Origin of the sequence: Erwinia sp. QL-Z3 (assembly GCF_004551645.1) — a bacterium.
In the GTDB taxonomy this organism is placed as follows: domain Bacteria; phylum Pseudomonadota; class Gammaproteobacteria; order Enterobacterales; family Enterobacteriaceae; genus Erwinia; species Erwinia billingiae.
This window is the reverse complement of sequence record NZ_CP037950.1, coordinates 2,025,212-2,045,121: the sequence shown is the minus strand read 5'-3', so window position 1 is coordinate 2,045,121 and position 19,910 is coordinate 2,025,212. Positions and strand designations below refer to the sequence as shown.

Annotated in this window: 19 protein-coding genes; 15 read left to right on the top strand and 4 right to left on the bottom strand. The window is 60.9% G+C overall.

Going from position 1 to position 19,910, the window contains the following annotated elements:
* Positions 1-249 precede the first annotated feature (249 nt).
* Genes E2F51_RS10005 through aroQ form a run of 4 tightly spaced genes read left to right on the top strand, consistent with a single transcriptional unit; the run spans position 250 to position 4,170 of the window.
* On the top strand, positions 250-1,629 hold the full coding sequence (locus tag E2F51_RS10005; protein WP_013200577.1) for an aromatic acid/H+ symport family MFS transporter: 1,380 nt from the start codon (positions 250-252) through the stop codon (positions 1,627-1,629).
* 16 nt (positions 1,630-1,645) lie between these two features.
* Positions 1,646-2,905: a gallate dioxygenase gene (locus E2F51_RS10000; protein WP_134823363.1), complete on the top strand. Its 1,260-nt coding sequence runs from the start codon at positions 1,646-1,648 to the stop codon at positions 2,903-2,905.
* On the top strand, positions 2,905-3,729 hold the full coding sequence (locus E2F51_RS09995) for an amidohydrolase (RefSeq protein ID WP_013200575.1): 825 nt from the start codon (positions 2,905-2,907) through the stop codon (positions 3,727-3,729). Before E2F51_RS10000 ends, E2F51_RS09995 begins: the two co-directional genes overlap by 1 nt.
* Positions 3,730-3,738: 9 nt before the next feature.
* The gene (aroQ, locus tag E2F51_RS09990; protein ID WP_134823362.1) at positions 3,739-4,170 is read left to right on the top strand and encodes a type II 3-dehydroquinate dehydratase; all 432 of its coding nucleotides are present in this window, start codon (positions 3,739-3,741) and stop codon (positions 4,168-4,170) included.
* Here aroQ and E2F51_RS09985 read toward each other — a convergent pair.
* Positions 4,165-5,400, bottom strand: a complete 1,236-nt coding sequence (locus E2F51_RS09985; RefSeq protein ID WP_134823361.1) for a LysR family transcriptional regulator — start codon at positions 5,398-5,400, stop codon at positions 4,165-4,167. The genes aroQ and E2F51_RS09985 overlap by 6 nt on opposite strands.
* Positions 5,401-5,527: 127 nt before the next feature.
* Between E2F51_RS09985 and galB the strand changes: the two genes are divergently transcribed.
* From galB to E2F51_RS09945, 8 genes are read left to right on the top strand one after another with little or no spacing between them, the layout of a single operon-like run.
* On the top strand, positions 5,528-6,271 hold the full coding sequence (galB, locus tag E2F51_RS09980) for a 4-oxalmesaconate hydratase (protein WP_013200572.1): 744 nt from the start codon (positions 5,528-5,530) through the stop codon (positions 6,269-6,271).
* Positions 6,268-6,981, top strand: coding sequence for a 4-carboxy-4-hydroxy-2-oxoadipate aldolase/oxaloacetate decarboxylase (locus E2F51_RS09975; protein ID WP_134823360.1), 714 nt, complete (start codon positions 6,268-6,270; stop codon positions 6,979-6,981). Before galB ends, E2F51_RS09975 begins: the two co-directional genes overlap by 4 nt.
* 1 nt (position 6,982) lies before the next feature.
* On the top strand, positions 6,983-8,083 hold the full coding sequence (locus E2F51_RS09970; RefSeq protein WP_134823359.1) for a 4-oxalomesaconate tautomerase: 1,101 nt from the start codon (positions 6,983-6,985) through the stop codon (positions 8,081-8,083).
* The gene (locus E2F51_RS09965; protein ID WP_134823358.1) at positions 8,083-8,967 is read left to right on the top strand and encodes an NAD(P)-dependent oxidoreductase; all 885 of its coding nucleotides are present in this window, start codon (positions 8,083-8,085) and stop codon (positions 8,965-8,967) included. Before E2F51_RS09970 ends, E2F51_RS09965 begins: the two co-directional genes overlap by 1 nt.
* 1 nt (position 8,968) lies before the next feature.
* Entirely contained in the window at positions 8,969-9,418 is a 450-nt protein-coding gene (locus E2F51_RS09960) for a heme-binding protein (RefSeq protein ID WP_134823357.1), read from the top strand.
* Between the two features lie 26 nt (positions 9,419-9,444).
* Complete coding sequence (locus tag E2F51_RS09955; protein WP_134823356.1) at positions 9,445-9,963, top strand: sugar dehydrogenase complex small subunit; 519 nt, start codon at positions 9,445-9,447, stop codon at positions 9,961-9,963.
* On the top strand, positions 9,956-11,569 hold the full coding sequence (locus E2F51_RS09950; RefSeq protein WP_134823355.1) for a GMC family oxidoreductase: 1,614 nt from the start codon (positions 9,956-9,958) through the stop codon (positions 11,567-11,569). The genes E2F51_RS09955 and E2F51_RS09950 overlap by 8 nt, the downstream gene beginning before the upstream one ends.
* Entirely contained in the window at positions 11,566-12,867 is a 1,302-nt protein-coding gene (locus E2F51_RS09945; RefSeq protein ID WP_134823354.1) for a cytochrome c, read from the top strand. Before E2F51_RS09950 ends, E2F51_RS09945 begins: the two co-directional genes overlap by 4 nt.
* Positions 12,868-12,914: 47 nt before the next feature.
* On the opposite strand, the gene E2F51_RS09940 is transcribed toward E2F51_RS09945, so the two are convergent.
* Complete coding sequence (locus E2F51_RS09940) at positions 12,915-14,234, bottom strand: gluconate:H+ symporter (protein WP_134823353.1); 1,320 nt, start codon at positions 14,232-14,234, stop codon at positions 12,915-12,917.
* A gap of 177 nt (positions 14,235-14,411) precedes the next feature.
* On the opposite strand from E2F51_RS09940, the gene E2F51_RS09935 reads away from it, so the two are divergent.
* Positions 14,412-16,421 (top strand): NADPH-dependent 2,4-dienoyl-CoA reductase, encoded by a 2,010-nt coding sequence (locus tag E2F51_RS09935; RefSeq protein ID WP_134823352.1) that lies wholly within the window; start codon positions 14,412-14,414, stop codon positions 16,419-16,421.
* A gap of 53 nt (positions 16,422-16,474) precedes the next feature.
* Here E2F51_RS09935 and E2F51_RS09930 read toward each other — a convergent pair whose 3' ends face one another.
* Complete coding sequence (locus E2F51_RS09930) at positions 16,475-17,281, bottom strand: 5'-nucleotidase, lipoprotein e(P4) family (RefSeq protein WP_106381808.1); 807 nt, start codon at positions 17,279-17,281, stop codon at positions 16,475-16,477.
* A 130-nt stretch (positions 17,282-17,411) separates the two neighbouring features.
* Between E2F51_RS09930 and E2F51_RS09925 the strand changes: the two genes are divergently transcribed.
* Complete coding sequence (locus tag E2F51_RS09925; protein WP_134823351.1) at positions 17,412-18,128, top strand: polyphenol oxidase family protein; 717 nt, start codon at positions 17,412-17,414, stop codon at positions 18,126-18,128.
* Positions 18,129-18,186: 58 nt separating this feature from the next.
* Here the strand turns inward: E2F51_RS09925 and rlmG are convergent, their stop codons facing one another.
* Positions 18,187-19,314 (bottom strand): 23S rRNA (guanine(1835)-N(2))-methyltransferase RlmG, encoded by a 1,128-nt coding sequence (rlmG, locus tag E2F51_RS09920; protein WP_013200560.1) that lies wholly within the window; start codon positions 19,312-19,314, stop codon positions 18,187-18,189.
* 82 nt (positions 19,315-19,396) lie between these two features.
* Between rlmG and E2F51_RS09915 the strand changes: the two genes are divergently transcribed.
* Positions 19,397-19,903, top strand: a complete 507-nt coding sequence (locus E2F51_RS09915) for a M48 family metallopeptidase (RefSeq protein ID WP_134823350.1) — start codon at positions 19,397-19,399, stop codon at positions 19,901-19,903.
* Positions 19,904-19,910: the final 7 nt, after the last annotated feature.

The following is a 19,910-nucleotide window of genomic DNA, read 5'->3' as shown; positions in this document are numbered from 1 at the left end:
TACGGCACACCTCACAGAATAAATAAAACTCATGCCTCTATAACGATTTTATGGCAGACAAAGCCGCTGGCCCTGCTTAAGTTGGTATTGGCACAACAAAACAACAACAATATAACTGGCTGTTTTATAATAAAAAAACAGAACAGACTTACCTCAAAAACAGATAAAAACACCACCCGTCAATCCCAGGTGAGTGGATTTTTTTTTAACCCGGTCACGGATTAATAAAAAAAACAGAGAGCGTACCCTATGAGCAACCACGACATTGTCGACGTAAAGGGATGGATTGATTCCCGCGCCATCTCGGGGAAGCAATGGCTGATCCTGGCCCTGTGCTTCTTAATTATCCTGTTCGACGGTTATGACGCCGCCGTAATGGGCTTTATTGCCCCTGCCCTGATTGAAGACTGGGGCATTTCCCACGCTGAGATGGGCCCGATCCTCGGTGCCGCAATGTTCGGCGTGGCGATTGGCGCGCTGGTCGCCGGGCCGTGGTCGGATAAATTTGGCCGCAAGAAGATCCTGCTGATTTCGATTGCCTGCTTTGCCTGCTTCAGTCTGGGCAGCGCCTTTGCCCGTTCGCCGATGGAGATGGCGCTGCTGCGCTTTCTGACCGGGCTGGGCCTTGGCGCGGTGATGCCCAACTGCGTGACGCTGGTGTCGGAATATATGCCGGAACGTCGCCGCAGCCTGATGATCACCCTGATGTACAGCGGCTTTAATATCGGTTCCGGGATGGGCGGCTTTATCGCCGCCGGCATGTTGCCGCACTTTGGCTGGAAATCGGTGCTGCTGTTCGGTGGCGCGATGCCGTTGCTGATGCTGCCGGTGCTGATCTGGGTATTACCGGAATCGGCAATGTTTATGGTGGTGCGCAACGTCAGCCGCGAAAAAATTGCCGCGGTGCTGAACCGCATGGGCGGCACCTTTACTGCCACCACCGCCTTTGTGCTGTCGACGCCGATTGTGCCGAAAAAAGCGCAGGTGCTGCAGCTGTTCAGCAAGGGCTATGCCGGCGGCACCATCGTGCTGTGGCTGACCTACTTTATGGGCCTGTTTGTCATCTACCTGCTTAACGGCTGGCTGCCGACCATTATGCGGTCGGGCGGCGTCACGCTGGAGCGCGCGGCAATTGTCGCCGGGCTGTTCCAGCTGGGTGGCACCGTCGGCGGCCTGCTGGTCGGAAGTCTGATGGATCGCCTGAAGGCGAAATATGTTATCGCGACCTTTTATCTGCTGGGCTGCTTCTGCCTGGTCTCCCAGGGCGTCTGGGGCTTTGGCCCGGACATGCTGGCACTGCTGGTGTTTGTCAGCGGGCTCTGTATTAACGGCGCGCAGACCGGCCTGCAGGCCTTCTCACCGGCCTTTTATCCCACCGAAATGCGCGCCACCGGCGTGTGCTGGATGCACGGCATTGGCCGCAGCGGCGCGATTATCAGCTCCTCGCTGGGCGGCGTGCTGCTCGGCGTGTTCCCAGGGCAAACCAGCATCTTTATTGTGTTAGCGATCCCGGCTCTGCTGGCGGCGCTCTCGATTACGCAACATAAGCCTGCGCAGGTGGCAAGACAGCTGAAAGGGGTTGATCTCAACGACCTGCCGTCCCTCTCGCGCAGTATGAATAACCGATAAGTGAAGGAAGAGAACTATGGCTACTATCATCGGCGGTCTGGCCGTCTCACACACGCCAACCATTGGCTTTGCAGTCGACCATAACAAGCAACAGGAAGGGGCCTGGGCGCCTATTTTTGACGGCTTTGCGCCTATGCAACGCTGGCTGGAAGAGAAGAAACCGGACGTGCTGCTGTACGTGTTTAACGATCACGTCACCTCCTTCTTCTTCGATCACTATTCGGCCTTTACGCTGGGCATTGATGAGCAGTATGCGGTGGCGGATGAAGGCGGCGGCCCGCGCGATTTGCCGCCGGTTCAGGGCCATGCGGCCCTGTCGCAACACATTGGTGCCAGCCTGATGGCCGATGAATTCGATATGTCGTTCTTCCAGGACAAGCCGCTGGATCATGGCATGTTCTCACCGCTGTCCGCGCTGGCACCCTGCGATAACGGCTGGCCGATGCAGGTGGTTCCGCTGGCGATTGGCGTGCTGCAATTCCCGATCCCGTCTGCCCGCCGCTGCTTCAAACTCGGCCAGGCGCTGCGCCGCGCGGTGGAAAGCTTCCCGGAAGATCTGAAGGTGGCGGTCGTCGCCACCGGCGGCGTTTCTCATCAGGTGCACGGTGAACGCTGCGGCTTTAACAACCCGGAGTGGGATGCGCAGTTTGTCGATATGATCGTCAACGATCCTCAGCGTCTGACCGAAATCACCCTCGCCGAATACGCCACGCTGGGCGGGCTGGAAGGGTCGGAAGTGATTATGTGGCTGGTGATGCGCGGCGCGCTGTCTGCCAACGTGGAAAAGCTGCATCAGGCCTATTATCTGCCATCGATGACCGGCATCGCCACGCTGATCCTCGAAAACCAGGCGAGAGAAGCGCCGGTGGATGTACATCAGCGCCAGCGCGATAAGATCAACCTGCAGCTCAGCGGCGTGGAGAAGTTGCCCGGCACCTATCCGTTCACTCAGGCGCGTAGCCTGAAGGCATTACGCATCAACAAATTCCTGCACAAGATGATCCAGCCCGCGTGGCGTGAGCGCTTCCGCAACGAACCAGAGGCGCTGTATGACGAATCAAAACTGACCGAAGAAGAGCGCACGCTGATTAGCTCGCTGGACTGGCGCGGGATGATCCATTACGGCGTCAGCTTCTTCCTGCTGGAGAAACTGGGTGCGGTGGTCGGCGTCTCCAACCTGCATATCTACTCCGCGATGCGCGGCTTGTCGCTGGAAGAGTTCCAGCAAACCCGCAATCAGCAGGTGCTCTACTCTGTTGCGGGGAAAGCGTCCTGATGACCTCGTTGCCCATTATTGACTGCCACCATCACGTATTCGATCCGGCGCAGTTTCCCTATGATGCCAACAGCGGCTACCACCCGGACGGTCACGAGCTGGCCACGCCGGCCTACTATCAGGCGGTGATGGAAGCCTACAACATCCGCCATTCGCTGATGGTCGGCCCGACGTCGGCCTATAACCTCGATAACCGCTGCATGCTGGAGGCGATCCGCCAGTCCGGTGGCCGGGCGAAAGGCATTGCGGTGACGCCGCGTGACGTGGACAGCAACACGCTGGCGGCCCTGAAGGATCGCGGCGTGGTCGGTATTGCCTTTAATGTCGCGATGCTCGGCACCGGCCCTTTTTTACAGCTCGACGATCTGATGGCCAGGCTGGCGGAGCTGGAGATGTTTGCGCAGATCCAGGTGCAGGATGAGCAGCTGCTGGCGCTGATGCCGCTGCTGAACCGCACCCGCACCAAACTGATCTTCGACCATTCCGGGCGACCGGACGTTAACGCCGGGCTGTCGCAGCCGGCGTTCCAGGCGCTGCTGTCGCTGGCGGGTCAGGATCGGACGTCGGTCAAACTGTCGGGCATGGCCAAGTTCTCGCAGCAGCGCTACCCGTGGCACGATGCGCAGCCGTATGTGCTGGCGCTGCTCGACGCCTTTGGCGCAGATGCCTGCCTGTGGGGTTCTGACTGGCCGTTCCTGCGCGCCACCGAACGGATGGACATGGGCACTCAGCTACTGCTGCTGGAGAAAATGATCCCCGACGAAAACACCCGCCGCAAAATCCTGTGGGACACCCCAAAGCGCCTGTTTGGCTTCCACGACTGAGGAAAACGCATGAAAACCATTTATGTACTGAATGGCCCGAACCTGAATTTACTGGGCACCCGCGAGCCGGAAACCTATGGCTCCGACACGCTGGAAACGGTGGAAAAGCTCTGCCGCGATACCGCTGCCGAACTGGATATCGCCATCGAGTTTCGCCAGACCAACCATGAAGGGGAAATGATCGACTGGATCCAACAGGCGCGTTTGCAGGCCGATGCGCTGGTGATTAACCCGGCCGCCTGGACGCACACCTCGGTGGCGATCCGCGATGCGGTGACCGGCGTGGCTCTGCCGCTGTGGGAAGTGCATATCACCAACGTGCACAAGCGCGAAGCCTTCCGCCATCACTCGTTCCTGTCGGATGTCGCGCAGGGCGTGATTTGTGGTTACGGCATTCGGGGCTACCGCTATGCGTTGATCGAAGCGGCGCGTTCTTTATAAGCGCGGCGCGCTGCCGTGGCACACCTCGCGCAGAAAGCCGATCAGCGCGTCGGCCGCCGGTGACGGCAGGCTGCCGGTGCGGTAGCTCAGCCCAATCGCCCGTCGGGTATCCGGCAGGGCGATCGGCAGCACCACCAGCTCTTCGGACGCCAGCTCAAACTCCAGCTGGTGCGCTGAGACGGCGGCCAGCATATCGGAATCGCGCAGCAGGCCACGCACCAGCGCCAGATCGCCGCTCTCGACCACCGGATCCGGCGTCGGAATGCCCATCGCCAGGAAGCAGTTATCCAGCAGATTGCGGGCGGGCGTATGGGAACGCGGCAGCACCCAACGCGCCTCGCGCAGCGCCTGGGTGCTGACCGGTGCCTGCGCCAGCGGGTGATCGCGTCGGGCCACCAGCACCATCTCTTCCGCAAACAGCGGTTCGTTGCTGATATCGTTGATCTCTTCGGTGTTACGCAGCGCGCCAAAGATAAAGTCGATCTCGCCGGATCGCATTTCAGACGTCAGCATGCCCCAGGCACTTTCACTGGTGACCACCTTGATGCCCGGATACCGCGCGGTCAGCCGCACGATCGCCTGCGGCAGTAATCGCGTGCGGCCAAGCGGCAAGGCCCCCACGCGCACCGTCCCTTCCAGCACCCCTTTGCGGGCAGCAATATCCGCCGGAATATGCCGCAGCTCGTTGAGGGCACGGCGAATATTCGGCTCGATTTCCCGTCCCGCCAGCGACGGGATCATCCCGTGCGGCGTGCGTTCCAGCAGCGCGATGCCCGCGCCGTTTTCCAGCACCTTGAGCGCGGCGCTGACCGCTGGCTGGCTGAGCCCCAGTTGCTGAGCAACCGACTGCATATGCCGGGTCTGGCACAGCCTGACGAAGATTTGCAGGCGACGGACGTTGAACAGCCACAGCGGTTCTGACTCCGCCCTGCCGCCTTTGCCCTGCAGTTTGCTCAGCAATAACGGGATGGCGTGCAGCTCATCTATCGCCCGTTCGGCGCGCGGCAGAATGCATTTTCCCAGGTCGGTGAGACGCATACCGCCCGCGTGACGTTCAAATAACGGCACGCCTAAAGTGAGTTCCAGATCGCGAATGGCGCGGGTGATCGCCGACTGGGTACGAAATAATTCATCGGCTGCCTTTGAGACACTTCCCTGAACCACAACCTGACTAAATGCCCTGATTTGCATCAGGTTTGTCAGTTCCTGCCGGGTGATTCCCTGGGCCATTTCCGCTCCTTCTCAACCTGTGATCTGAGCCAAACTATAAATAAAACGCATACCCACTGCAATCAAATGAATTATCCGGGGATACGCCTGCGTGACAGCATGAAAAAAAACGTAAAGGAACCCGAATATGACTGAGTTAACTTCCCCGAAAACCGCTCTGGTGGTCAGCGCTCACTCTGCCGATTTCGTCTGGCGTGCCGGCGGCGCCATCGCGCTGCATCAGCAACAGGGCTATCAGGTGCATATCGTCTGCCTGTCGTTTGGCGAGCGCGGCGAATCGGCCAAGCTGTGGCGTAAAGGGCCGTCGATGACCGAAGCGCAGGTCAAAGCATCCCGCCGCACGGAAGCGCAGGCCGCCGCCGAGATCCTCGGTGCCAGCATCGAATTTTTCGATCTCGGTGACTACCCGCTGCGTGCGGACAAAGAGACGCTGTTCCGCCTGGCGGACGTCTATCGCCGCGTGCAGCCTCACTTTGTACTGACCCATTCCCTGCAGGATCCCTACAACTACGACCATCCGATGGCGACTAATCTGGCGCAGGAAGCGCGAATTATCGCTCAGGCCGAAGGCTACCGTCCGGGCGAGAAGATCGTTGCCGCGCCGCCGGTGTACTGCTTTGAGCCGCACCAGCCCGAGCAGTGCAACTGGAAGCCGGACGTGCTGCTGGATATCACCCGCGTCTGGGACAAAAAGTACGCGGCGATCCAGTGTATGGCCGGGCAGGAACACCTGTGGGAGTACTACACCCGCGTGGCCCAGCAGCGTGGCGTGCAGGCGAAACGCAATGTCGGTATCACCGCCGCCCGCGACATCATTTACGGCGAGGGCTATCAGAGCATCTTCCCCCGCGTGACGGAGGATCTGGCATGAGTGCGATCGGTCAAAAAGGCGTTGTCGTGCGTAATATCCCGCGCGCGGATAACAAGGATATCGCTTCGCTGGCGACATCCGGCGTGGCAACGGTGCATGAAGCGCAGGGCCGCAAAGGGCTGCTGGATCACACCATCCGTCCCCTTCAGCAGAACAAATCGGTGGCGGGCAGCGCCGTCACCGTGCTGCTGGCACCGGGCGATAACTGGATGTTTCACGTCGCGGTTGAGCAGTGTAAGCCCGGCGACATTCTGGTGGCGGTGCCGACTTCCCCGTGCGTGGCTGGCTTCTTCGGCGACCTGCTTGCCACCTCGCTGAAGGCGCGCGGCGTGATTGGCCTGATTGCCGATCACGGCGTTCGCGACTCGCGCACGCTGCGTGAGATGGGCTTTGCGGTCTGGTCCCGCGCGGTGTTTGCGCAAGGCACGGTGAAAGAAACGCTCGGCTCGGTCAACGTGCCGGTGATCTGCGCCGGGCAGCTGGTCAATCCTGGCGATGTGATTGTCGCCGATGACGATGGCGTGGTGGTAGTGGCGCGCGGCGAAGCGGCGCAGGTGGCGGAAAGCGCCCGCAAGCGCGAAGCGCTGGAAGAGAGCAAACGCGTGCGCATGGCGGCGGGCGAACTGGGTCTGGACATCTACCAGATGCGCCCACGGCTGGCCGAGAAAGGCCTGCGTTACCTGGACACCCTTGACGATCTGGAGACCTAATATGCGCCAGCGCCGCCTGCCCTGCCTGCTGATGCGCGGGGGAACCTCAAAAGCCGCCTGCCTGCTGGCCAGCGATCTGCCTTCAGACGCGGATCGTCGCGATCGCGTGCTGCTGGCGCTGATGGGATCGCCGGACAGCCGTCAGATCGACGGGCTGGGCGGTGCCGATCCGCTGACCAGCAAAGTGGCGATCGTCCGGCGATCCGAACGCGCCGATGCCGATGTCGATTACCTGTTTGCCCAGGTCAACGTCGACAAGGCCATCGTCGATTACGGCCAGAACTGCGGCAACGTGCTGGCGGCGGTCGGTCCGTTTGCCATTGAGCGCGGGCTGGTTAAGGCCGGCGATCCGCTCACCGAAGTGCGGATCTTTATGCAGAACACCGGGCAGATTGCGGTCGCGCAGATCGCCACGCCAGACGGCGAAGTCTGCTACGACGGCGATCTGAAGATCGACGGCGTGCCGGGCACGGCGGCGGAGGTACTGCTGAATTTCAGCGATATCGCCGGATCCAGCTGTGGCTCGCTGCTGCCAACCGGCCAGCCGCGCAATGTCTTCGACGGCATCGAAGTGACCTGCATCGATAACGGCATGCCGGTGGTGCTGTTGCGGGCCGCCGATCTGGGCCGTACCGGCTACGAGAGCCGCGAGCAGCTGGACAACGATCCTGAACTGAAGCAGCGGCTGGAATCCATCCGTTTACAGGCCGGTCCATTAATGAATCTGGGTGACGTCAGCCAGCGCACCGTGCCGAAGATGACGCTGCTGTCGGCACCACGCCAGGGCGGCACCATCAACAGCCGCACCTTTATTCCGCACCGCTGCCATGCCTCGATTGGCGTGCTGGGCGCGGTGAGCGTTGCCAGCGCCTGCCTGGTGGCGGGCAGCGTCGCCAACGGCCTCGCCCGGGTCGGCACCGCACGCGATCAGCGGCTGAGCGTCGAGCATCCCGGCGGCGAATTCAGCGTGCTGTTGCAGCGCGATGATCGCCTTCAGCTGACCGGCGCCGGACTACTGCGCACCGCCAGACTGATTTTTGCCGGTGAGGTGATGATCCCGGCGTCCGTCTGGCCGCTTTCCTCATCACAGGAGACGCTGTAATGACAAAAATGACCTTTATTGGCTTTGGTGAAGCGGGCGGCATTCTCGCCGCGGCGCTGGCGAAACAGGCTGAGATCACGGTGTGGGACCGCAAGTTCGATCGCGTCGAATACCGCGCGGCGATGATGGAGAAAGCCGATGGCGCGGGTGTGCGCGTGGCCCGCTCGCTGGGCGATGCGCTGGACGGGGCCGAACTGATCTTCTCCGCCGTCACCGCTTCTGAAGCGCTGAACGTGGCGATGGCCGCCGCCGCCGATCTGCACCCCGGCCAGACCTTCCTCGACCTGAACTCGGTGGCACCGGCCACCAAACTGGCGGCCGCCGAACTGATTGAGGCCCGTGGCGCGAACTATATCGATGTGGCGGTGATGGCCCCGGTGCCGCCGGCCGGGCTGAAAACGCCGCTGCTGATTGGCGGTAAAACGGCGGAAGCCCTGAACGTCACGCTGCGCTCGCTGGGGATGAACAGCCAGTACCGCAGTCGCGACGTGGGCGAAGCCTCCGCGATCAAAATGTGCCGCAGCGTGATGATCAAAGGGTTGGAAGCGCTGACCACCGAATGCCTGAGCGCCGCCCGTCAGTACGGTGTGGAACAGGCGGTGCTGGACTCGCTGCATGCCAGCTTCCCGTCGCTGGGCTGGAATGCCGCTCTGCCGGATTACCTGATTAGCCGGGTGGCGGAGCACGGCCAGCGCCGCGCAGAAGAGATGCGCGAAGTGGTACAAACCCTGCAGGACGTCAACGTGGTCCCGGCGATGAGCCAGGGCATCGTCACCACACAGCAAGGGCTGGTCGATGCGCTGGCGCAACGTGACCTCAACTATCAACAGCTTACCCCCTTTGTCTGGCAGCATACGCTGGACCGGATTTACGTTAAGGACTGATATGAAACCGTTATTTTTCGCCGCCAGCCTGCTGCTGGCCTCGGCAGGATCCTGCGCCGCCGCAGGCCTGAATGCCGCCCAGGCTGACCAGGTGCTCAACCACGTCAAAGGCAGTCTTGCTACCGCCAAAAGCACCGGCTGTGTGGCGGTGGTCGATGCCAGTGGCTTGCTGGTCGCCTTCCAGCGTTTTGATAATGCGCCGCCGGGCTGCGTGAACGCCTCAATCGGCAAGGCCCGCACCTCCGCCCTGTATCACGCGCCGTCGCTGAAGTTTATGCAGCGCCTGCAACAGGGCGAAACCACCGTGCTGGCAATCCCGCAGGCGGTCGCCCTTGGCGGGGGTTTCCCGCTGACCCTGCACGGTGAGATTGTCGGTGCGGTTGGCGTCAGCACCCCCAAACAGGAACTGGATAATCAGGCCTCAGAGTCGGCCGCTACCGCGCTCAATTAGGCGCAACCCGTAAAGGATTTCACCTTATGTCGCTTACACGTCGCCGACTGTTAGTCGGCTCGACGGGCCTGTTGGTTGCTGGCGCGTTGAGCCAGTGGCTGCCCGCATTTGCCCGTGCGCCGCTGGCGTCGGCCATTACGGTGCCCGCAAATTTCGTCTCGCTGTCGCAAACGCTGACCGGCATGGATCGCCCTGATGCACTGCTGGCGCAGCGCCTGTACAGCTGGCTGCATCAGCGGATCGACGGATTGGACAACCAGCTGATCGGCCTGAGCGACCTGCTTCATCGCCAGCCTGCGCTGCAGGGCGATGCGCTGCTGGCGGCGATGGCTGACCAGCCGGCGGCGGTGCAGGAACTCTATCAGACGCTGGTTTCCGGCTGGTATCTCGGCGTGGTGAACCGCCAGAAGCCGGAATGCGTAGCGTTTGAGAATATCGTCAGTTATCGCGTGGTTCAGACCTCGTTGCTTCCGCCGAGCTATGCGCCGGGTGAAGCCAACTTCTGGACGCAACCGCCAGGCAAGGAGAGCATTGCACATGGTTGAGAATGTAAGCGCAGATGTGGTGGTGATTGGCGCCGGGATTGCCGGTTCGCTGGCCGCCCTGAAAATGGTCAAGGCCGGGGTTTCGGTGCTGATGCTGGAATCCGGCCCGGAAATCAAACGGGACCAGGCCGTGGAGTATTTCCGTCACTCGCCGTTTAAGGGCGATTTCACCGAACCCTATCCGCCAGAGCCCTGGGCACCGCAGCCCAAATTTATCCCGGTGGATAATCACTATCTGATCCAGAAAGGGCCGGATCCTTATCGCGCACAATACCTGCGCGGCACCGGCGGCACCACCTGGCACTGGGCGGGTCAGGCATTTCGCCTGCTGCCCAACGATTTCCGCATCAACACGCTGTACGGCGTCGGCCGCGACTGGCCGCTGAGCTATGCCGATCTGGAACCTTATTACTGCGATGCGGAAGCCCAGATGGGCGTATCGGGCGATGACGATCTCAACTCGCCGCGTTCGCGTCCCTATCCGCTGCCCGGCATTCCGCTGCCTTACGGCTTTGAGCGGCTGAAAGCCCGTCTGGCGCCGCTGGGCTACGACGTGGGGATTGGCCCGCAGGCGCGCAACAGCATTCCTTACGATGGCCGCCCGGCCTGCTGCGGCAACAACAACTGTATGCCGGTCTGCCCGATTGACGCGCAGTATCACGGCGGCATTTCGGCCCGTAAGGCGCTGGATGCCGGGGTGAAAATCATCGCCAACGCGGTGGTCTACAAGATTGAGGCCGACGACCAAGGCGTGATCCAGGCGGTGCATTACCTTGACCGCAATAAAGCCAGCCATCGGGTCACCGGCAAGCAGTTCGTACTGACCGCCAACGGCATTGAAAGTCCGAAACTGCTGCTGCTCTCCACCAGCGATCGCTATCCCAACGGCATCGCCAACAGCTCCGGCATGGTCGGCCGCAACCTGATGGATCATCCGGGTTCGTCCGTTGAATTTTATGCCGACGAGCCGGTGTGGTTTGGCCGTGGGCCGATGCGGCCTGGCAGCATCAACAACCTGCGTGATGGTGACTTCCGCAAGGAGCGTTCGGCGTTGCGTGTCGATCTGGCGAACACCTCGCCGGTGCGCTATCTCACCGAACGGCTGGTGAAACAGGGCTTCTATGGCCGGGCACTGAACGACAAGCTGCGCTGGCAGGCCGAACGTTTTGTGCAGCTGAAATGCCTGCTGGAGATGCTGCCGGAACCGGAAAACCGCGTGGTGCTGAGCAAAACCGAAAAGGATGCCTGGGGCATTCCCCGGCTGGAAGTGTATTACCGCTTCCCGGACTACGTTCACCGTGGCTATGACCAGTCGATGCAGGATTTTAAAAAGATGGTGGCAGAGATGGGTGGCACCGAGGCGGTGTACAGCAAGCGCGGCGTTTACGATAACAATCAGCATATTACCGGCACGATGATCATGGGCAGCGATCCGAAAGACTCGGTGGTGGATGCGGACTGTCGCACTCACGATCACCCGAATCTGTATATCGCCGGCACCGGCATTATGCCGTCAGCCTCGACGGTGAACTCCACGCTGACCGGCACCGCGCTGGCACTGCGGATGGCCGATACGGTGCTGAAAAGCCTGGGAGCAACCGCATGAAGCGCACCCTGCTGGCACTCTCCCTGACTGCGGTGATGTGTACTGCCGCCCATGCCGATCCGGCCCAGATCGCGCGCGGCAAATACCTGGCAACGGCGGCTGACTGCTCGGCCTGCCACACCGCGACCAACGGCAAACCCTTTGGCGGCGGCTTTGCGGTCAGCACGCCGTTCGGGCAGATTTACGGCACCAATATTTCCTCCGATCCCGAGTACGGCATCGGTAGCTGGAGCGAGGACGAGTTTGTCGCGGCGGTGCGCGATGGCGTTGGCAAAGGCGGCAAGCAGCTTTATCCGGCGATGCCGTACGACGCCTTCAGCAAAATGCGCCGCGAAGATGTGCTGGCGATCCGCGCGTACCTGCTGGCTTTGCCCGCCGTACATGTTGCCTCGCCGGAAACGCAGCTCGGCTTCCCGTACAACCAGCGTTGGGGACTGCGCTTCTGGAAATGGCTGAACCTGGATAAAGGCGCGCTTAAGCCCGATCCGGCGCAAAGCCCGCAGTGGAACAACGGCCGCTATCTGGTGGAAGCGCTGGCGCACTGCGGCACCTGCCACACGCCGCGTAATATCACCAAGGGCATGGATAATGGCAGCCCGCTGTCCGGCGGCGATTTGGGCGGCTGGATGGCGTGGAACATCACGCCGGATAAAAACGCCGGTATCGGCGACTGGAGCGAAAAGCAGCTGGTCACCTACCTGAAAACCGGCTTTGTCGCCGGACGCGCCAGCGCCTCCGGGCCGATGGCGGAAGCCGTTGAGCACAGCCTGCAATATCTGCCGGACAGCGATCTGCAGGATATCGCGCTGTACCTGCGCAGCGTGAAGCCGGTTGGCGATGATAAGCAGACCAAACCACGCGATGACTGGGGGCAGCCTACCGCCACCGTCAGCCAGCTGCGGGGAAGCTCAGACGCCTGGCGCCGTGAGAACGCCGGCGCGGTGGTGTTTGCCGGCAACTGTGCCAGCTGCCACGGTGCGTCGGGCGGCGGATCAGGTACAGGCTTTGGCGCCTATCCTTCGCTCAGCCACCACACCACCACCGGCGCGTGGGACAGCCGCAATCTGATTTCGGTGGTGCTGAACGGCGTCCACCGCAAGATGAGCCAGGGCGAAGTGTTTATGCCGCCGTTTGCGCCGGAGCTGAGCGATGAACAGGTGGCCGACGTCGCCAACTTTGTCAGCCGCGAGTTCGGCAATCCGGCGGCTGCGTCGGTAACGGCAAAGCAGGTGGCTGAACGTCGGCAGGAAGCGAAACTCGCCTCGCCGCCGGTGTATGGCCAGGGGGATAAGCCTTAGGGGTTACTGCCCGATCGTCCCACCGAGGGGAGATCGGGCGGGAATCATCAGTGAATAATGGCGTTGAGGATCAATACTCCGCCGAGGCCGAGGAACGAGATCAGCGTTTCCATCACCGTCCAGGTTTTCAGCGTTTCCACCACGGTCAAATTGAAGTAGCCCTTAAACAGCCAGAAGCCCGGATCGTTGACGTGTGAGGCGATCACGCTGCCGGATCCCACCGCCAGCACCATCAGCGCAGGATCGGTGTGGGTGATGGCGATAATCGGCGTAACGATCCCGGCGGTGGTGATCGCCGCCACGGTGGCCGATCCCAGCGCCACGCGCAGCATTGCCGCCACGGTCCAGCACATCAGCAGCGGCGACAGCGACGAGCCTTTCATCAGGTCAGCGATATAGTTGCCAACGCCGCTGTCGACCAGCACCTGCTTGAACGCCCCGCCGCCGGCGATGATAAAGACAATCATGGCGATGGCGGCAATCGAGCTGCCGCACATCTCCATCACCTCTTCCATCTTACGGCCGTTGCGCAGGCCCAGCGTCAGCACCGCCACCACGACCGAGATAAACAGCGCCACGGCCGGATTACCGATAAATTCAAAGAACTGACGCAGCGCATTCTCTTTCGGCATGGTCAGCTCGCAGATCGCGGCGATGGCCATCAGGATCACCGGGATCACTGCCGCAAAGATGCTGATCCAGAAGCCCGGCATTTCGTGTTCTTCAAAGATCTTCGGATTGAACAGGCCTTCCGGCGGTTCGCGCTCGAAGCTTTTCAGGAAGCGCGAGAAAATCGGCCCGGCGACGATCACCGTCGGAATGGTGATGATCAGTCCGTACAGCAGCGTGGTGCCGATATTGGCGCCAAAGATGGTGGCGATCGCCGTCGGGCCCGGGTGCGGCGGCAGGAAGCAGTGGGTCACCGACAGGGCGGCGACCATCGGCACGCCGACGTACAGCAGCGGCATCTGCGCCGCCGCCACGATGGTAAACACCAGCGGCAGTAACAGCACGAAGCCCACTTCATAGAACATCGCCAGACCGACAATCAGCCCGGTGACCACCAGCGCCCATTGCAGATGCTTTTTACCGAAGGCGGCTATCAGCGTGGTGGCCACCCGCTGCGCCGCACCGGTATCGGACACCAGCCTGCCGAGCATGGCACCAAACCCGAGGATCATCGCCAGGCTGCCCAGCGTGCCGCCGATGCCTTTTTGGCTCGAGGCCACCACCGCCAGCGGCGTCATGCCTTCCGCCACGCCGACCACCGCCGAGACAAACACCAACGCAATAAAGCCATTCACTTTGAAGACGATCATCAGCACCAGAAGCAGGATCACGCCAACCGCTATGATGGTTACAGGCATGCTAATTCCTTGAAGAAAAGAGTCAGAGGATGCATTAGGTGTAGTTGCTTCTTTCGCGCTACGCCGCTGAAAAAGCGCAATACCTGGCGGCACATCACACTCCGGTTAACAACACTTTAACAATGGGCTTTTCATCGCTACAGTAGCACTCATCCGACCACTCACTTTCAGGGTCCTATGAACACTTCCTTGTTCTCTCCGCTTGATTTGGGTTTTACCCAGTTGAAGAACCGCGTGCTGATGGGCTCCATGCATACCGGGCTGGAAGAGCACCCGGACGGGCCGCGCCGTCTGGCCGCGTTCTATGCCGAGCGCGCGGCGGCGGGCGTGGCGCTGATTGTTACCGGTGGCATTGCGCCGTCGGCGGAAGGCGTGGTGATGGCCGGCGCGTCGGTGCTTAATCATGCGGACCAGCTGGCGCATCATCGCACGGTCACCGAGGCGGTGCATCAGGCCGGCGGCAAAATCGCGCTGCAAATCCTGCATGCCGGACGCTACAGCTATCAGCCTTCGCTGGTTGCCCCTTCGCCGCTGCAGGCCCCAATTAACCCGTTTAAGCCGCATGAGCTTAATGGCGACGATATTCTGGCGCTGATCGGCGACTTTGCGCACTGCGCCGCGCTGGCGAAAGAGGCCGGGTATGACGGCGTGGAGATCATGGGATCGGAAGGCTATCTGATTAACCAGTTTCTGGCGGCACGCACCAACCAGCGCCAGGACGACTGGGGCGGTGATGACAGCCGCCGTATGCGCTTTGCGGTGGAGATTGTTAAGGCGGTGCGGGAAGCGGTCGGCCGGGAATTTATCATTATCTTCCGCCTGTCGATGCTGGATTTGGTCGAACAGGGCAACACCCTGCCGCAGAGCATCCGGCTGGCGAAAGCCATTGAGCGCGCGGGTGCCAGCCTGATCAACACCGGCATCGGCTGGCACGAAGCGCGGATCCCTACCATCGCCACTTCAGTGCCGCGCGGCGCGTTTGGCTGGGTCACCCGGGAACTTCGCCAGCACCTGAGCATTCCGCTGATCGCCACTAACCGCATTAATCATCCTGACGTGGCGCAAGCCCTGCTGGATGAGGGCTGTGCGGATATGATTTCGATGGCGCGGCCGTTCCTCGCCGATGCAGAGTGGGTCAGCAAGGCCCGCGCCGGGCACAGCGACCGGATCAATACCTGTATCGGCTGTAATCAGGCCTGTCTGGATCAGATTTTCGCCGGCCGGATCACCTCCTGCCTGGTGAATCCGCGCGCCTGCCATGAAACCGAGATGCCGGTTACGCCGACGCAGAGCGTAAAACGGCTGGCGGTGATTGGCGCAGGTCCGGCGGGGCTGGCGTTTGCGGTCAATGCCGCCGCGCGTGGCCATCAGGTGACACTGTTTGACCGCGCGGCTGAGGTTGGCGGCCAGTTTAATATTGCCCGGCAGATCCCTGGCAAAGAGGAGTTCAGCGAAACCCTGCGTTATTACCGCCGCCAGCTGGCGCTGACCGGCGTCACTCTGAGGCTGAATGAAGCAGCCAGCGCTGAGCAACTGACCGAATTTGATGAGATCGTGCTGGCGACCGGCGTCACCCCGCGCCTGCCGGACATCCCCGGCCTGGCTCACCCTTCCGTGCTCAGCTATCTGGACGTATTGCGCGATAAGAAGCCGGTCGGCCCGCGCGTGGCGCTGATAGGCGCAGGCGGAATTGGTTTCGATACCGCCGAATACCTCAGCCAACACGGGCCGTCCACCAGCCTGGATATTGCCGCCTTTTGCCAGGAATGGGGCATCGACCAGACTCTGCAACAGCCCGGCGGACTGGTGCCGCCAGTGCTGCCGACGCCGGAACGGCAGATCTGGTTATTGCAGCGCAAGCCCGGCAAACCGGGCGCCGGACTGGGTAAAACCACCGGCTGGATCCATCGCGCCAGCCTGCAAATGCGGGCGGTGAACATGTGGGGCGGCGTGCAGTATCTGAAGATTGATGACCACGGCCTGCATATTCTGCGCGAGGGCGAGCCGTTGCTGCTGGCAGTCGATAACGTGGTGATTTGCGCCGGTCAGGAGCCTAACCGTCAGCTGGAAGCCTCGCTCACCCGCCTGGGTAAGCCGCTGCATATTATTGGCGGTGCGGATGTGGCGATGGAGCTGGATGCCCGCCGCGCGATTGCGCAGGGCACCCAGCTGGCGCTGTCGATCTAAACGACGGCGTTTTAAGGCCTGGCAGAGGCGATCCTGCCAGGCGGTTCAGCGGCTTATTTGCCGCTCCACGCCTTCAGGTTGGCGTCACGGGTTTGCAGCTTCTGCTCTGGCGTCAGCTTGTTATAGCCTTCGCCCAATCCGCTTTCCCAGTCGCCGTACAGCGGGTTAGGCAGAATAATGAACTGCGTGCCGAACAGGCGGTTATTCTGGTTCACAAAAGCACGACGCTGGGCGTTGCCCTGATGCCAGGTCGCGGCACCGTAGTCGTTAAGGTTGTCGCCGATATACAGCACCACGTCGTAGCCTTCCGCCTTGATCGCATCAAATCGCGCCTGCTTGTTTGAGCTGTCGCTCTTCAGGCGCAGGGTTTTATCGTTCACCCCGGTGAAGCCCAGCTGGGTAAGGTTTGCCGCCGTAGCCGCCGCATCTTTACTGTCGCGGTTGGAGACATAGAACATGGTGCCGCCGTGGCTGTTAACGTAGTTGGCAAAGTTGACCGCGCCCGGTACGGCGGTGGCCTGTTTTGCCTGGGTCCACTGTGACCAGCTCTTATCGGCAAACGGCTGGTTCGCCTTCACCTGCCAGGCGCTGTAGGCGCTGTTATCGATCATCGTTTCATCCAGATCGACGATCACCGCCTTCGGCTTGCCGGTCAGCGACGGGGCTTTATCAAACGCCAGCGTGGCAAAATTAAACGCCTGGTACGCCAGCGCCTGATACTCACCCGACTGCTGGAACCAGTTAAGCGCCATCACCGACTGCTGATTCAGCTGGTTGGCAGCATCCTGTTTGTGAGGGGCACAGCCAGACAGCGCCAGCGCCATCAGCACGGCGGCACTTAAGGTGGTGGTGGTTTTCATTTTCAAGGGTGGTGATCTCCTGCCAGAATAAAGGGATAGAAAGGCTTTCGAATTAACGCCTTAAAAATGTAGCATCTCCCCCGTAATGTGAAGAGATTGTTCGCCTGCTGATGACGTAAAGGACTGGAACATGCCGCAACCCTATCGCTCGCCCCTGCTCTCTTCGCTGAGCTGGCTCGATCACGCTTTTCTGCCCGCCGGTGAGCGTCCGCCGGAAGAGAGCATCTATAACCATCAGCGTCACAGCCCCAACGTGGTGCTGGACACCGAAGCGCTGCCGGTCAAAAGCCAGCAGGCGGACGGATTGATTGGCACCGGCACGCGGCCGGTCGCGGTGTATACCGCCGACTGCCTGCCGATCCTGATTGCCGATACCCGACACAAGCAGGTTGCCGCCGTCCATGCCGGACTGAACGGCGCGCTGGGCGGCGTGTTGATCAATACCCTGCGACGGCTGTGCGAACGCGGCGCCACGCCGGACAGCCTGATGGTGGCCATTGGCCCGGCCATCGGTCCCTGCTGCTATGAGCTGGGTGACGAGCGCATTGCGGGCATCCAACAGGAGAACCCTCATGATCTCGCCGGGCTGATCGCCTTCTCAGCCGTGCAGCCGGTTAACCGCGATGCGGTCCGCGCGCAGGCGAAAGGCACCACCGCTGGAGTGTGGTTTGATCTGCCGCTGCTGGCTAAGAGGATGGCGATGCGTGAAGGGGTGCCGGAAGCACAGATTGAACTGAGCGCGATATGCACTTACTGCATGGCGGAAGCGCAGGCCAGCTACCGCCGCAACAGCCACTTCGATCACGGCTATCAGCAGCGTTTTTCGTTGATCCGCAGGCAGGATTAAGCGCATAAAAAAAGGCGGCCCGTTGCAGGTGCCGCCTTTTTTGTCTGTCGCAACAGCGCTAGCGCATCTTCACCGAACGCAGGATCACGAACTTCTGGTTAGAGGCCACGGTGGTGCAGTTGCCAAACAGCTTCTTCATTTTGCGGTAGTAGTCCAGATGGCGGTTACCCACCACGCGCAGCTCGCCGCCTTCCTGCAGACAGCGATAGGAATCGCGCATCATCTGCCAGGCAATATAGTCGGTCAGCGTGTTCTGCTGATGGAACGGCGGGTTGCACAGCACCGCATGGAAGGTATTCGACGGGAAGCCCGCCAGTGAATGGTTCACCGAGAAGTGGCAGCGATCCAGATCATCCGGGCGGTTCACTTCCACGTTCATCTCGCTGGAGGCGACCGCCATCCAGGATTCATCGATAAAGTGCACTTCAGCCGCCGGGTTCTGATCCAGCGCGGTCAGGCCAATGACGCCGTTACCGCAGCCCAAATCGGCAATCTCGCCTTCAATGCCTTCTGGCAGATTCGCCATAAAGAAGCGCGCGCCCACATCCAGACCGCTGCGGGAAAATACGTTGGCATGGTTGTGGATTTCGTACTGCGTGTCGTCCAGCGGCCAGATCGAAGTCATTGGCGCATCGGCCAGCGCCGGCAGCGTCGGTTCACAGAAGATCAGACGCGCTTTTTTCACCGCCAGCGAGGTTTTGGTGACGCCCAGCACGCGCTCAAACAGATTCAGCGTCGAGGTGTGAATGTCTTTCGCTTTGCCTGCGGCAATAATTTTCGTTTCCGGCGTGACCACGCTGCGCAGTGAGCGTAACTGATGCTCTAATAGCGCCAGCGTTTTAGGGATCTTGATCAACACCACGGCAGGGGTGATGGTCAGCGGCGCGAGGCTGTTGATAAACTTCACGTCCCCTTCGTCCATCGCGTTTTCATTCAGGTTCTGACGCGTGGCCAGCTCGCACATCACCGAGTCGCTGATGCTGTAAAGCTCTTCACCGTACAGTCCGCATGCCAGCGTGCCAAAGGTGTCGTTGAACAGGAAAACGGGGCCATTGGTCTGAATATCGGCCATATGTTGCAGCAAATATTCATCGGCAGCATCCCAGGCCTGTAACGGGCTCTCTTCGCGCGTCTGGGGGAAACGGTGCAGCGTCAGCGTGCGGTGGCTCAGTTCGAGTTGGCTCATGGGATCTCCGGCGTGGTAAAATTCCCGCGATTTATCCCCTAAAACGGGCTAACAGTAAACTTTTTTCTTTCCTGGAGTCAGCATGTCGTCGCTTATTTACCTGCAAGGTTACCCCGAATCCCTGCTTTCTCAGGTCAGAACGCTGATCGATCAGCAGCGTCTGGGGGAAGTGCTGCAGAAGCGCTATCCCACCAGCCACAGCATCACCAGCGATAAAGCGCTGTACGATTACGCGCTGGATTTAAAGAACCAGACCTTACGCAAATCGCCGCCGCTGAACAAAGTGATCTACGACAGCAAAATAAAAGTGATGAAGCACGCGCTCGGTCTGCATACCGCCATTTCGCGCGTGCAGGGCGGCAAGCTGAAAGCCAAGGCGGAGATCCGCGTCGCCACCATTTTTAAGCAGGCACCGGAAGCGTTTCTGCGGATGATCGTGGTGCACGAGCTGGCGCACATTAAAGAGAAGGATCACAACAAGGCGTTCTATCAGCTTTGCTGCCATATGGAGCCGGAATACCACCAGCTGGAGTTTGATACCCGCCTGTGGCTGACCGAGCAGTCCCTGCGCGGACGGGAGAGCGAATAGCGCCCGG